This window comes from Streptomyces sp. NPDC047108 (assembly GCF_040643575.1).
Taxonomy (GTDB): Bacteria; Actinomycetota; Actinomycetes; order Streptomycetales; family Streptomycetaceae; genus Streptomyces.
This window is the reverse complement of the sequence record NZ_JBEYUP010000020.1, coordinates 37595-50592: the sequence shown is the minus strand read 5'-3', so window position 1 is coordinate 50592 and position 12998 is coordinate 37595. Positions and strand designations below refer to the sequence as shown.

The 12998-nt window shown below is 74.4% G+C and carries 10 protein-coding genes; all 10 read left to right on the top strand.

What is annotated here, in order from left to right:
* The first annotated feature begins 119 nt into the window (after positions 1-119).
* The 10 genes from ABZ822_RS27505 (at position 120) to ABZ822_RS27460 (ending at position 12894) form a co-directional block, all read left to right on the top strand.
* Positions 120-911 (top strand): VOC family protein, encoded by a 792-nt coding sequence (locus ABZ822_RS27505; RefSeq protein ID WP_360859846.1) that lies wholly within the window; start codon positions 120-122, stop codon positions 909-911.
* A gap of 484 nt (positions 912-1395) precedes the next feature.
* The gene (locus ABZ822_RS27500; protein ID WP_360859843.1) at positions 1396-3114 is read left to right on the top strand and encodes an AAA family ATPase; all 1719 of its coding nucleotides are present in this window, start codon (positions 1396-1398) and stop codon (positions 3112-3114) included.
* Positions 3115-3420: 306 nt separating this feature from the next.
* The gene (locus ABZ822_RS27495; RefSeq protein ID WP_360859841.1) at positions 3421-4794 is read left to right on the top strand and encodes a YcaO-like family protein; all 1374 of its coding nucleotides are present in this window, start codon (positions 3421-3423) and stop codon (positions 4792-4794) included.
* A gap of 14 nt (positions 4795-4808) precedes the next feature.
* Positions 4809-5462, top strand: a complete 654-nt coding sequence (locus tag ABZ822_RS27490) for a TOMM precursor leader peptide-binding protein (protein ID WP_360859838.1) — start codon at positions 4809-4811, stop codon at positions 5460-5462.
* On the top strand, positions 5459-7285 hold the full coding sequence (locus tag ABZ822_RS27485) for a hypothetical protein (RefSeq protein ID WP_360859835.1): 1827 nt from the start codon (positions 5459-5461) through the stop codon (positions 7283-7285). Before ABZ822_RS27490 ends, ABZ822_RS27485 begins: the two co-directional genes overlap by 4 nt.
* Positions 7276-8058 (top strand): nitroreductase family protein, encoded by a 783-nt coding sequence (locus ABZ822_RS27480; RefSeq protein ID WP_360859833.1) that lies wholly within the window; start codon positions 7276-7278, stop codon positions 8056-8058. Before ABZ822_RS27485 ends, ABZ822_RS27480 begins: the two co-directional genes overlap by 10 nt.
* Positions 8055-9203 carry a hypothetical protein gene (locus tag ABZ822_RS27475; protein WP_360859830.1) on the top strand — a complete coding sequence of 383 codons (1149 nt, stop codon included), beginning with the start codon at positions 8055-8057 and terminating at the stop codon, positions 9201-9203. Before ABZ822_RS27480 ends, ABZ822_RS27475 begins: the two co-directional genes overlap by 4 nt.
* Positions 9204-9208: 5 nt before the next feature.
* A complete protein-coding gene (locus ABZ822_RS27470; RefSeq protein ID WP_360859827.1) occupies positions 9209-11761 on the top strand; it encodes a hypothetical protein in 2553 nt (850 codons plus the stop codon).
* Positions 11762-12730: a thiopeptide-type bacteriocin biosynthesis protein gene (locus ABZ822_RS27465; protein ID WP_360859824.1), complete on the top strand. Its 969-nt coding sequence runs from the start codon at positions 11762-11764 to the stop codon at positions 12728-12730. It abuts the gene before it with no gap.
* Entirely contained in the window at positions 12727-12894 is a 168-nt protein-coding gene (locus ABZ822_RS27460; RefSeq protein WP_360859821.1) for a thiocillin family RiPP, read from the top strand. Before ABZ822_RS27465 ends, ABZ822_RS27460 begins: the two co-directional genes overlap by 4 nt.
* Positions 12895-12998 lie beyond the last annotated feature (104 nt).

The window sequence follows — 12998 nt, the reverse complement described above, 5'->3', positions numbered from 1 at the left end:
GGGGCGGCGATCACTACGGGCAGCGCGACCGCCGCGGGCCCTCCGTCCCGCTGCCGACGCGCGCCCGCCCCTGCCCGGTGTCACGCTGAAGTCATCAGGGATCTGCGAAGGGAATCGCCATGATCAGCACTGACTACGTCGTCGGATCTCCCTGCTGGCTGGATCTCGGCGCCCCCGACCCCGGTGCCGCGGCCGACTTCTACCACTCGGTGTTCGACTGGGACTTCCAGCCCATGGGGGACGAGCCGGGCTACGGCGTCTTCAAGGTGGGCGACAGGATCGCGGGCGCCGTGGGGCCGCTGACCGAGCAAGGGGCCCGTTCCGCGTGGATGATCTACTTCAACACCCCCGACGCCGATGCCGCGACCCAGGCCGTGGAGCGCGCGGGTGGCACCGTCCGGGTCGCCCCGATGGATGCCGAGGAAGAAGGGCGGATGGCTCAGTTCAGCGACCCGCAGGGCGGGCAGTTCGCCGTGTGGGAGCCGCGGAAGAGTCAGGGCCTGGACGTGGTGAACGAGCCGGGCAGCCTGTCGTGGACCGAGCTCTACACCACCGACATGCCGGCCGCGAAGCGGTTCTACGCCGACCTCTTCGGCTGGCACAACCAGGACATCCCGCTGCCCGGCGGCACCGACACGTACTCGCTCATCAGCCCCTCCGAGGGCGGCGAGGAGCGGATGCAGGGCGGCATGATCGAGATGCCCGAGGACGCCCTGCGGCTCAACGGCGGGCGCCCGTACTGGCACCCGGTCTTCGAGGTCGCGGACTGCGACGCGACGGTCACCAAGGTCGCCGAGCACGGCGGCAGTCTGCAGATGGGACCGGAGGACGCGGAGGGTGTCGGACGGCTCGCCGTCTGTGTCGACCCCAGCGGCGCGGACTTCGTCGTCCTCACCCCGTCAGAGGGGTGAGACGGTTCCGTCACCCGGTGCGGTGCGTCCGTATCGGCGGTCGGTGAGCCGGTCCGCCGGTGCGGTCCGCCGGGTATGAGACATCTAGACATGGCCCGTGGCGCGGGCGTCGGATCCCGGTCGGGAACGATCGTGGCCGAATCCGTTCTTGCGCCCTGCCCGGGTCTCTGATCAGGGAAGACGCAATTCCGTGGGTCCTCCGCCGTGTTGGCGGGGGGCCTCGCTCCGTAAGCGTGTGAGAGCGCTCTGCAACCCTGGCGATTTGCCGTCCGCGGGCGCTCTCCCGTAGGCATAGTGGCGGTCGTCTCGGGGGCGCACGCGTCACCTTCCACGGGTGACGAGTCGTACGGGCAGGGCCCTGCCCGTACGGGTCGTCGTCACTCTCCCTCGGCCGGCGACCCGGCCGCATCGAGGAGGGCGCAGCGGTGGGGGTGGAACTGCCGTGCACACGAGGCGTTCCGCAGGAGCCGAAGGGAAGCAATGGATGGCCGCGGGTCACTTGATGGAGGGCGACGCGTACGAGGAGACCGCCGACTTGGTGATATCCACCCGGCTGGTACCTCCCCGGACGGGCCCGCTGGTCCAGCGGACCCGGCTGTTCGAGCTGCTCGACGAGGGCGTGCGGCGGCGCCTCACGATGATCGTGGGCCCGCCCGGCACCGGTAAGAGCGCGCTGCTGGCCTCCTGGGTCCACTCCTCCGACCGGCTCCCGGGACCGCTGGCGTGGCTGGCCCTCGACGAGGAGGACAACGACCCGGACCGGCTGTTCACCCACCTCGTGGGAGCGCTCTGGCAGGCGGGCACCGCGGTTCTCGACTACTGGGGCGCCGACGACCCCGCCATGGTCTTCGCCCGCGAACGCACCGTCCCCGCCCTGGTCAACGCCATCAGCGCATCGCTGAGCACCCCGATCGTGCTGGTCCTCGACGACTTCCACGAGCTGCGACCGGGGCCGGCGCGTGTCGCCGTCCTGCAGCTGATCCGCCACGCGCCCGACGGTCTGCGGGTGTTGCTGGCCTCCCGCCGCGAACCCGACCTGCCCCTCCACAAGTTGCGGGCGGCCGGCGAGATGGCCGAGGTTCGCGGATCCGACCTCGCCTTCACGCACGAGGAGGTCGACGCGCTGTTCGCCCGCGCGGGCGCGCGCCTGAGCCCGGAGAAGACGGCCAAACTCCTGCGGACGTCGGGAGGGTGGGCGCTGGCGCTGAAGCTCGCCGCCGTCACCCGTACCCAGGACGGGGACTACCAGACCTGCCTCGAGGGCTGGTCGAAGGTGATCCGGCTCTGCTCGGACTTCCTGCTGCGGGAGCTGGTCGAGCCGATGCCGCCGGAGGACCAGGAGTTGCTGCTCCGGACGAGCGTGGTGCACCGGCTGCACTCGTCCCTGGTGCGGGCCATCACGGGACGGGCGGACGCCAGCCGCGTCCTGCGCTCGCTGTCCGCCCAGCACGATCTGCTGATCCGGCAGGACGAGTGGACCTACCGGCACCATCCGCTCATCCGGCAGGTCCTCTTCCGCGAGTTGATGGAACGGCACGGTGCCGCCGAAGTGGCCGCGGTGCAGCGAGCGGCCTGGGAGTGGTACGTCGCGCACGACATGGCCGACCAGGCCGACCGGCTGGCCTCGGCGGCAGGTCTGTCCACGACCGGTCCGGCCGGTCCGTCCACGGCCGGTCCGTCCACGGCTGGTGCCCGTCCTCCGAGGTCGGCCGTCGACGTCCGGCCGTCGCGGCCGGTCGTCGAAGCGCTGCCGTCGCCTTCCCGACCGGTGCTCGCGCCGGACGGTGTGCCGGGGGACGTCACCGGCGCTGCGACCGAGGACGGAACGGGGAACAACGGAACGGGTGACGACGGAACGGGTGAGAACGCCGCGGGAGAGGACAGAGCGGGTGATGCCACCCCGTACGGCGGTGCTCCGGCCACGGGTGTCCGCACCGTCCCGTACGGCGACGTTCCGGGCGCCGGCCCTCAACCGGCCCCGCAGGCCGCGGCGGTGGGGGCCGAGTACGGGCAGCAGCTCACGGCCAGCGAGTACGCGGTCCTGCGGCTGCTGACCGGCCAGCTGACCCTGGACGAGATCGCGGCGCAGCGCCGTGTCTCCCCCAACACCGTGAAGACGCAGGTGAAGGGTATCTACCGCAAGCTGCGTGTCTGCCGGCGCCGGGACGCCGTGGAGGCGGCCCGCCGCATGGGCCTCGTCTGAGGGGCAGCCGCGCCGAGCCGGGTACCCTCCGGCATCCGCCGTCCCACTACCGCTCAACACCCCCGTATCCATGGGGGCGTGACCTGTGTCCGTCCGAGGGCGCGATCCGTCCGCCGCGGTCCCGCCCCGGTCCTCGCTCCCGGTCCTCGCTCCCCCGAACCGGCGGGTATCACCTTTTCCCGTCGCCCATCACCCGTGGCACCCCTGTCCGTTCGGCTCAAGTTCACCCGTGACGTGTGATGACGGCCCGCTTCCCATCCCGTTCTCTGTGACGCACATCGCAGCAGCCCGGTCAGGAGCAGGCCAATGGTGGAAACAGGTGCGACCGGAACAACTCCGGTCATAGGCGGGCGCAAGGAGGCGTCGTCGTCCCCCGCGGAGGACGGCCTCGGTGCGCTGCGCCGGCTGGAACGTCTGGTGGGCCCGGCCGTTCGCCCCGTCAAGGGCGTGCACCGCCTGTCCCCGCTCCCCGGCGAGCCCGAGTACGCCGTCTACGTCTCCGCCATCGGCGACCCGACCCTGCTGTGGGGCGCCCGCCCCGCCCAGCCCGACGGACTCGACGGAGCGGGCGGCGGGACGGACCCCGAGCGCGCCCGGCTGATCAGCCTCGCCGAAGCCCTGGAGCGCTACACCAACTCCTTCTACCAGCCGGAGCTGGTGCGCTGGGCCACCGCCGACGAACTCGACGACGAGGCCGTCGACCTGCACGCCCTGCCCCGCTGCTCTCCCGCCGAACTCGACGACGGCGACGCCTGGCTGATCCGCCCCGACACCTCACTGCCCCAGCGGTGGGTGCGCGGCTGGTCGCTCACCCGCAGCCGCCCCGTGTGGGTCCCGGTCTCCTACGTCTGGCTGTTCACCCATCACCAGGCCATCGGCGAGCGCATCGCCAACCCCATCTCCACCGGCTGCGCCATCCACTCCGACCTCCACCTCGCCCTGGCGGGCGGCATCTGCGAGGCCGTCGAACGCGACGCCATCGCGCTGACCTGGCTCCAGCGCCTGGAGTTGCCGGAGATCGACGTCCGCGGGGAGCCCGCGCTGCGCGATGAGCAGAGCCGGCTGCGGGACGGGTTCGTCGAGTACCGCTTCTTCGACGCCACATCGGACATCGGCGTCCCCACGGTCTACGCGGTCGTGCTCAGCGATCACAACCCGGCTCTCGGCCAGCTCGTGATGTGTGCGAGCGGCCCCGACCCGGTCGACGTGGTGCGCAAGATCTACCGGGAGGCGGCCTCGTCGCGGATCGCGCTGCAGAGCCGGCACGACGTACCGGACGACCCGCGGGACTTCACCAGCGTGCTGCACGGTGCGCTGCACATGGGCCGTCCCGAGAAGCGCGACGCTTTCGACTTCCTGCTGCGCCGCCCCCGCCCGACCCGGCGCCTCTCGGACCTGCCCGTCGCTCCGCACGGCACTCCGGCCCGCCGGCTCGACTGGCTGGTCCAGCGGTTGGCGGCGATCGGCGCCGAGACCATCGCCGTCGAGCTGACCACCGAGGAGGCGCACGACGTCGGTTTCCGCTCGGTCCGGGTGATCGTCCCGCAGCTGATGCCCCTCTCCTTCGTGCACCGCAACCGCTACCTGGACCACCCCCGCCTTTACGCGGCGCCCACCGCGATGGGTCTGGTCAGCCACCCGGAGCCGGAACTCAACCCGGACCCCCAGCCCTTCGCCTAGGAGACACCGCCACCATGCCCATCACGACCGCACCGATGCATGTGCTGTGGACCGGGGAGTTCGGGGAGCGGGTCGCCCGCCATGTCGAGCACATGACCGGCAGTCCGTCCCAGCGCGCCGACCTCGCCGGGCTCCAGCCCGCCGCCTGGCCGCACACGCCGCTGCGCCTGGTCGCCACCTGGCGTCTGGAGGCGACCCTGCTGCACGAGGTGGCACGCCTGCACCAGGCATGCCGTACGCCGTGGCTGCCGGTCGTCCACGAGTACCCGGTCATCCGGGTCGGCCCGCTGATCGTGCCCGGCCAAGGCCCCTGCCACGACTGCTACATCAGGCGCCGCGCCCAGCACGACCGCGCCTCCACCGGTGCTGCCGCCCTGCGCGCGTCCCTCGCGTCCGCTGCGGACCACGGCGTCTCGGGCTTCACCGACGCCCAGGCCAGGATCGCCGCGGGCCTCGCCCTTGACGTCGTCGACCAGGAGGACCCGGCCTCCGGACACCGGGCGGGACTCGTCCTCTTCTACGACGTGCTGTCCCGGTCCCTCGTCGCGGACACCGTCGTACGCGTCCACGGCTGCGCCGACTGCGGCACTCCGCCCCATCCCGACGACGGGTGGGAGCACCTGGCGGCGGACCTGCTGTCCGCCGCGGCCGGGGGAGGCCACCGATGAACGCCGTCGACGCGCTCAACGCCCCGGAGCGACACGGGACTTCAGCCGCTCGGCCGGATGCCGTCCCGCAGGAGCAGCCCGCCGCACCGGCCCGGCGCGGACTGCCGGCCGCCGCGGTGAGCCGTGCCGTCCTCGGCGACCCCCAGTTCCGGATGCCCGTGCGTCCGCAGCTCTGCCGCGGCCTTCACGTCGTCGAGACCGCGGACGGCGTGATCATCGACGGCGCGGCCGAACGGCAGTATCTGCGCGGCGGTTCGGCCGGGGCGCTGCGCGGCGATCTGTTCCCGCTGCTCGACGGCAGCCGGGACCTGGACGCGCTGGCGCGCGAGACGGGATGGAGTCCGGCCGTCGTCCGCAAGGCCGTGGCTGCCCTGTACTTCGCCGGTCTGCTGGAGGACGCCGACACCGCCGTCGAGCCCGCCCCCGGGCCCGGCCCTTCCGGTCCTGCGGCCGTCTGGATGTCCCGGACGCTGGACTGCAGCCGGGTCTTCCCGCACTCCAGCCACGTGCGGCGGGCCGCCGCCCAGGCCGTCGTACGCCTCGCCGTGCGCACCGGATGGCGCGAGCCCCTGCGGGACGCGCTCGCCGATCTGGGCCTCACCGATGTCGCCGTCTTCGACGGAGCGGATGCCGCGGACGCGCCGGACGGGGCGGTCGTGGTCCTCGACCTCTCCGCCCCGGAGATGGTGGCCGACGCGGTCCTGGAGGCGTACGCGGACGGCGGCGTACGGGTGTTGCTCGCGGACGAGCACGCCGGGCGCGTCCGGGTGGGACCGTTCGTGGATCCGTCCGCGACCGCCTGCCTCGCGTGCGCGGTCGCCGCCGTCCGGCCGGTGCCCGACCCGCTGGACTGGGTCGCCGGGTCGGGGCGCACCCCGCGCTCGGTCGTCGCTGCCGGGCTCGTGGCGGAGGAGCTGCGCGCGCTGCTGCTGCGCAACGAGCCGGCCGTCTCGCTCGGAGGCCAACTCGACGTCGATCTCGACGCGTTCACCACGGCCACGTACAAGCTGACGCCCGAGCCGGACTGCACCACCTGCTATCCCTCGGCCGCCGCCGAGCCGGAGCAGCTCCCCGACGCGGGGCCGCTGCACTACGAGTACGCCGTCGGCTTCCCGCCCCGCCACCTGGTCAACCCCAAGGCGCACCAACACCACTTCCGCCCGGAGAACGTCGGCCTGCAGTACGAGCGGCTGCGGTACCCGGGCAACCCGCGGATCCCGCTGCCCGACGTGCCCCTCGACGCGCTGCGGGACGACGGGCCGGGTGACGACGGACGTGGCTGGCCCGAACTCCTCGCCGCCGTCCTGCGGTTCACCGCCGGACTCCGCACCGGGCAGGACCGCCCGGAGTCCGCCGAGCCGGGCCGCGTGGCCCGCTGGGCGCCGACCGGCGGCAACCTCGGTTCGCCGCACGCCTTTCCGCTGATCCAGGACTGCCCCGGGATCCCCGACGGTGTCTACTTCTACGACGCCGCCGACCACGCGCTCACCGCGATGCACCCCCACACCGAGCACCTGACGGACGCGGTCGCGCACGCGGGCGCCGCGGGGGAGGGGCCCCGCGTCCACCTCCTCTACGCGGCCGAGACCGGGCGGGTCGCCCGCAAGTACGGGGCGTTCTCCTACCGCGTCGGCACCCTCGACACCGGCTGCGCCCTGGCCCAGCTCGCCGTCGTCGCCGACCGGACCGGGCTGGCCTGCCGCCTGCTGGACCCCGGCCCCTGGCACGCGTACCGCGAGCGGCTGCTCGGCACGGGCGGGCCTCCGCTGATCACCGCGGCCGTCCACCTCACCTGCGACCCGAGGAGCGGATCATGCCGCTGATCGATCTGAACCGGCTCACGGAGGACCTGCTCCTCTCCTCCCCACAGCGGCGGAGCAGCCGCCCCGGCACCGGCCGCACCGCACCGTCCGTGGTTCCGCCCGCCCTCCCGGGCGACGCGGTCGGCGCGCTGCGGGCGCGCGCCGCCGTACGCCAGTGGGCGAGCGGCGCCTTCGACGGAGCGCGGCTGCTGCGGGCTCTGCGCCACGCGTCCGAGCAGGACCGGCAGTGGTGGGGGCCCGCCTTCCCCGAGCTGCCGTCGCCCGTGGCGGCGGTGCTGGCCCAGCGCGTCGACGGAGTCGCGGCGGGCTACCACCACTACGCCCCGGCCACCGGCGAACTGGCCCCGCAGCCGTACGATCCGCCGCCCGTGCGCGACCTGGTGCTGCAACTGGAGTTCGCCGAGGCCCCCGTGGTGATCGTGGTGCTCGGGGACCTGGCCGCGGCGGTGGACCGGTACGGCACCCACGGCCACCGGCTGCTGCTCGCCCGCGGCGCCGCCTTCGCCCACGCCGTATGGCTCGCGGGGCTGTCCGAAGGCGCGGCGGGCACGGTCTTCGCGGGGGTTCTCAGCTCGGCGGGCCGGACGGAACTGGGCATCGACGGCTTCCGCCGTGCCCAGTTGCTCGGACTCGCCCTGGGCGACCCGGTGGACGCCGCGCCGCCCGTGTCCGGAGGGCGACCGGTGGACGCCGTGCGCCCCGCCGCGACCGATGCCGCGCGGCCCGCGACCGATGCCGTGCTGCCCGCGACCGGAACGGGAGCGGCCCGGTGACCGGCGGAACCGCCCAGCGCGGGCGGCACCGTGCGACCGGCGAGCCGGACCGGTCCTGGCTGGACACCGAGTCCCCGGCGATCCGCCCGGGTGTGGAGATCGTCGAGGGGATCAACCACGAACTGGTCGCGTTCGACGCCGAGACCGGCCACTACACCCGGCTGTCCCGCAGCGGCGCGGCGATCCTCCGCGCCCTCGACGGCACGATGACCGGCCGCGAGTTCACCGTACGAGCGCTGGGGGAGGGCGGCGGCGACACGGCCTCCGGGCGGATCCTGACCGACTTCCTCGACGAGCTGCGCGCGGCGGGACTGCTCACCGTCCCGCCCACCCCCGGCCGCCGTTCGGCCGCCGTGCGCTTCGCCCGCCGCAGCCACATGCCGCGCAAGGCGCTGATCACGGGGCGGGTGTCGGTCCTGCTCGACCCGGTGGCGCACGCGCTGCGCCGGGCACCGAAGGTCCTCGCCGTGCTGTGGGGGACCGCCGCGCTGCTCTCCCTGGCCGCCGGCTGGTCGGTGCTCTCCGCGCCGCACGCCGTCGAACGGTTCGCCCCCGCCGGGCTGACCTGGGGCTGGGCGCTGGTGGCCGCAATCCTCCTGACCCAGACGGTCGTTCACGAGCTCTGGCACGCCGTCATCTGCCGCTACCACGGCATACCGGTCCGCGAGATCGGCATCGGCCTGCTCTTCTACGTGGTGCCGGCCGCCTATGTGGACCGCACCGACGCCTACCGCCTGCCCGGCCGCGGGTCCCGGGTCGCCATCGCTCTGGCCGGTGTCGCCTCCGACGTGCTGTGGCTCGGCTGCTGCGCCCTGCTCGCGCGGGAGACCGGCGGGCAGGCCGGAGCTGCCCTGGGAGTCCTGGTGCTGCTGCAGGTCACGTTCCTCCTCGCCAACCTCAACCCGCTGCTGCCGACGGACGGTTACCAGGCACTGGAGGCGGGACTGGGCGCCGTCAACCTGCGGGCCCGGTCGTTCACCGTCCTGCGATGCCTGGTCCTGCGGCAGCCCGCGCCGAGCTGGCTGGCCACCCGCGGCCGCGCCGCCCGCCTGCGCTACGTGGCGTTCGGACTGGTCTGCCTCGCCTACGCCGCCCTCGTCGCCGCTCTGTTGCTGCGCGCCGTCCTCACCGCCGTGGCCGGGTGAACGCGATGACCCCCACCCCCCACCACGCCCTGGTCGAGGGCCCGTCGATGACGCGGGTCGCCGGGCTCCCCGCCGCCGCCGTCGACCCGTTCACCGCACCCGTCGTCGCCGGTCTCCTCGACGGCATCACGGACGCGACGGCCGAACTGACCGCGCTGGCCACCGATGTGACCGATCTGCTGCACGATGCCGTACCGCACATGCCGTCCCCCGGAGCCCGGCGCGCGGTCCTCGCCTGGCGCCGCGCCGCCCATGCGGCACGGCCGCTGGACGTCGGACCGGAGCTGCTCGCCGCGGTCCGCGACCGGCTGCCCGGTACGGACACCGCCCCGCTGGACCGGTGGACGCGCCGCGCGGCCGAACTGCGGTCGCTGCGCGCGGACCTGCGCGCCGCGGCCGAGGCGACGGAGAGCCGTGAGCGGACCCGTCTGCGGGAGCTGCTCGGTGTCCCGGCGCTGGCGAACGGCCTGGCGCTGGTCTCACCGGTGTTCCACCGCAGTTCCCGGGGCGCGGCGGCCGGGCGCCTGAGCCGCGGCGAACGGCTCACCGCGTACCGGTACGTGGTGCGGGCCGCGCTGAAGACCAGCCCGCTCTCCTCCTTCACCGAACTCGCCGCCGAACGCGCTGCGGACCGCGGCCGGGTGAGGGTCGGCCTGCATCCGCTGATCCTCCAGGTGCTGCTGCGCTCGGCCGGTCACCGCAAGGGCGTCCGCGAACATCTGGACTGGCGCGTCAACGGCTCCTTGCGCGAGGACGACGCGGACGCGGCGCTCGCCCGGATCGCCGAGCCCCGGCTGCACGCCGGGGACGGGTTCGGGTGGTCGGACGGCGAGACCGTCGACATCCGGGACGGCGCCGGTCCCGTGGCTCCTGTCATGGAGCCGGACCGGCTGAGCGGACGGCGGCTGGCCCGCCTTCTGGAGAGCGGTGCCGTCGGCATCGACGACCCGTGCCCGCAAGGCGAGTTGCTCGACTGGCTCACCGCCCGGCTGGCCCGCTCGACCGACCAGCGCGCCCGGGGAGCGGGCCGGTCACTGGCCCGCGTGGGCGCCGCGCTGGAGGCGCTGCCGGAGGCGGACGCCGAGCACCGGTCGGACGCCCTGGCCGAGGTGGACACCGGGCTGCGGTCGGCCCTGGGCGAACTCGGCGCCGCCGACGGCTGGCCCGTCACCGCCGTGACCGCCGTCTACGAGGACCGCACCTCCACGGCCGACGCGCCCCGTCCGGGACCCGCGCAGCGCGAGGCGCTGCGGCGGTTCGCGGACCTCGCCTGCGGCGGCCTGGAGCTGTCGCCCGTCTACCGGTCGATGGTGGAGACGTTCGTCGAGCGGTACGGCGCGGGCGGCGTCTGCCCCGATGTGTACGGATTCTGTGCGGAGTTGGAGCGGTCCGGGTGGCCGTACGCGCTGAGGCTGGACCGGACCGTCAGAGGTGCACGCGTCGTCCGTCCCGGCCGGTCGAGCTGCCGTCCGTCCGTGTCCGTGCTCTGCCAGATCGCGGAGGACGGCGGCCCCGGCGGCGAACCGGTCCTGGTGGCCAACCAGTTGAGCACCGGTACGGGCGGTCTGCTCGCGCGGTTCCACCGCCTCTTCGACGGGGACGGCGGTGCGGACGCGGCCCGGTGGCACGGCCCGGCCGACGGCGACGACGGCCCCGGGGACGACGGGCCGGCCGACGGGACCGAGGGCGGCCAGCGGACGGACGAAGAGCGGTGCGCCGGGCTGGGCGACCGGCTGCGCACCTGGCTGCGGACGCTCTACCCCGAGGCGCGGCTGCTGGAGTTCGTCCCGGCGCGGGACGCGAACCCCCTGCAGGCCGACAGCACCGGACTCCTGCCCGCGCTGCACTGGCCCACCGCCACCCGGCAGTGGGGACCCGGCACGGCGGTCGAGGAGCTGGCACTCGTCCACGACCCCGTACGGGGCGCGCTCGAACTCCGCGCCGCCGACGGGGCGGTGGTGGCCCCGGTCTATCTGGGGACCGTGCCCCAGCATCTGATCGCCGGGCCGATGCGGGCGCTCACCGTGCTGGCCGATCCCTGGCAGGTGCCTGTCGACCTGGCGGACGCCGCCGTGCCGGGCGCGCTCGCGGCGGCAGGCAGAGCGGGGCATCTCCCGCGCCGCACCGTGGCCGGTGTCGTCGTCCGCCGCGCACGCTGGCGGGTGCACGCGGCGAAGGTGCCGCGCCGCGACTCCGGTGAGGGCCTGGCCGACTTCCTGGAACGGATGGACCGGTGGCGGCGGGAGCGCGGGCTGCCGACCGAGGCGTACGTACGAGCCGAGACGGACGTGCCGCAGCGGGACGACCGGACCCGCAAGCCGCTGTGGCTGGCGCTCGCCTCCCCGATCGGCCTGGAGGCCCTGGCCCACCTGGCGATGAGCGCCGGAACGCACCGCCTGGTCTTCTCCGAGTGCCTGCCCGCGCGCACCGGGCACGCCGGCGGAGACGGGACCGGGACCTGCGGGACGGGGGACGGCGGAACCGGTGGCGGCGGGGCCCGCGCCACCGAGCACGTCCTGCACTTCGCCCGCATCACCGAAGACCGAGGAGGCTCGTAAGTGCCCGCCCAGGAATGGCTCTACGCCCGGATCCACCACAGGAACCACGCCGACGGCGAACTGCTGCTGACGACGCTGGTGCCGAGCTGGCTCCACGAGGCCGGGCGCCTCGGCATCCGGCGCTGGTTCTTCGTCCGCTACGCCGACCTGAGCGGCCCGCACCTGCGGCTGCGCTTCCGCGGCGCACCCGGCGCACTCGACGACTGCTACGCCGCGGGCCGCAGGCTCTGGGTCGAGCACGCCCGCAGGCCACCGGCCCAGGAGGCGGTCGAACGGCTGCACCCGATGGCCGAGTCGGTCCTGCCCGGGACCGGCCAACGCCGCCTGAGCTTCGGCCTGTACGGGCGCGAGCACGACTACTACGGGTCCCCGGCCGCGGTCGACATCGCCGAGGAGCTGTTCCAGCAGAGCAGCGAGCTGTCCCTGGAGGCCGTCATGCGTACGGGCGGCGACCGCGCGGCGCGGGCCCGCGTCGCCGTCGACGTGATGCGCGGCTGCCTCGGCGACCTGGGCACCGCGCAGCGCGAGCGCTTCTGGCGGCTGCACTGGCAGCACTGGACGGGACCACTCGCCGGCGCCCCCGCCCTGATGGTGCAGGCCGAGAAGACGGCGGCCCGCTGGCGGCGCAGGCTGAGCGAGGACGCCGGCCCCGCCGCGGCGGCCCCCGGGGCATCCGCCCTCTCCGCCGCGGCGATCGCGCTCGGCCGGACCCTCGCCGAAGGCGTCAGCCGCGCGATGCGCGCCGACCCCGGTGCCGTCGCCTCCCGCCTGCTGCTGATGCAGGTCCACATGACCCTGAACCGGCTCGGCTTCCTTCCCCTGGAGGAGGCCGTGCTCGGAAGGGCCGCCGCGCAGGCACCGACCCCACCACCGCCGCGCGGCGGCCCCCACGACCCGGTGCGGTCCCTCCGCACCGCCTCCGGACCCCTCGCGGTACGGACGTCCCTCACGGAAGGAATCTGCCGATGACCGACCTCGACCTGCACCTCGAACTGGAGCCGCCCGAGCTCGAGGTCCTGCCCGACACGACCTCCGCGGGCATCTCCACCGCCGCGTCCGTCTCCACGGGCAGCACCATCTCCACGCCCGCGGGGTGCTTCGCGTGCGCCGCGTGCGTCAGCTCGAACGGCTGACCCGCGGCACATCCGCCCCCTACCCGGGGCGGATCTCCGACCAGGCGCGGATCCGCCGCGCCGACTCCGGCCCTGTGAGGGGCCGGAGCACCCCCACGAAAGGA

Bases quoted from the DNA above. Each gene is read 5' to 3' on its own strand.
- ABZ822_RS27460 (WP_360859821.1), top strand. From the start codon at position 12,727: ATGACCGACCTCGACCTGCACCTCGAACTGGAGCCGCCCGAGCTCGAG.
- ABZ822_RS27480 (WP_360859833.1), top strand. From the start codon at position 7,276: ATGCCGCTGATCGATCTGAACCGGCTCACGGAGGACCTGCTCCTCTCC.
- ABZ822_RS27470 (WP_360859827.1), top strand. From the start codon at position 9,209: ATGACCCCCACCCCCCACCACGCCCTGGTCGAGGGCCCGTCGATGACG.
- ABZ822_RS27485 (WP_360859835.1), top strand. From the start codon at position 5,459: ATGAACGCCGTCGACGCGCTCAACGCCCCGGAGCGACACGGGACTTCA.
- ABZ822_RS27495 (WP_360859841.1), top strand. From the start codon at position 3,421: ATGGTGGAAACAGGTGCGACCGGAACAACTCCGGTCATAGGCGGGCGC.
- ABZ822_RS27505 (WP_360859846.1), top strand. From the start codon at position 120: ATGATCAGCACTGACTACGTCGTCGGATCTCCCTGCTGGCTGGATCTC.
- ABZ822_RS27500 (WP_360859843.1), top strand. From the start codon at position 1,396: ATGGCCGCGGGTCACTTGATGGAGGGCGACGCGTACGAGGAGACCGCC.
- ABZ822_RS27490 (WP_360859838.1), top strand. From the start codon at position 4,809: ATGCCCATCACGACCGCACCGATGCATGTGCTGTGGACCGGGGAGTTC.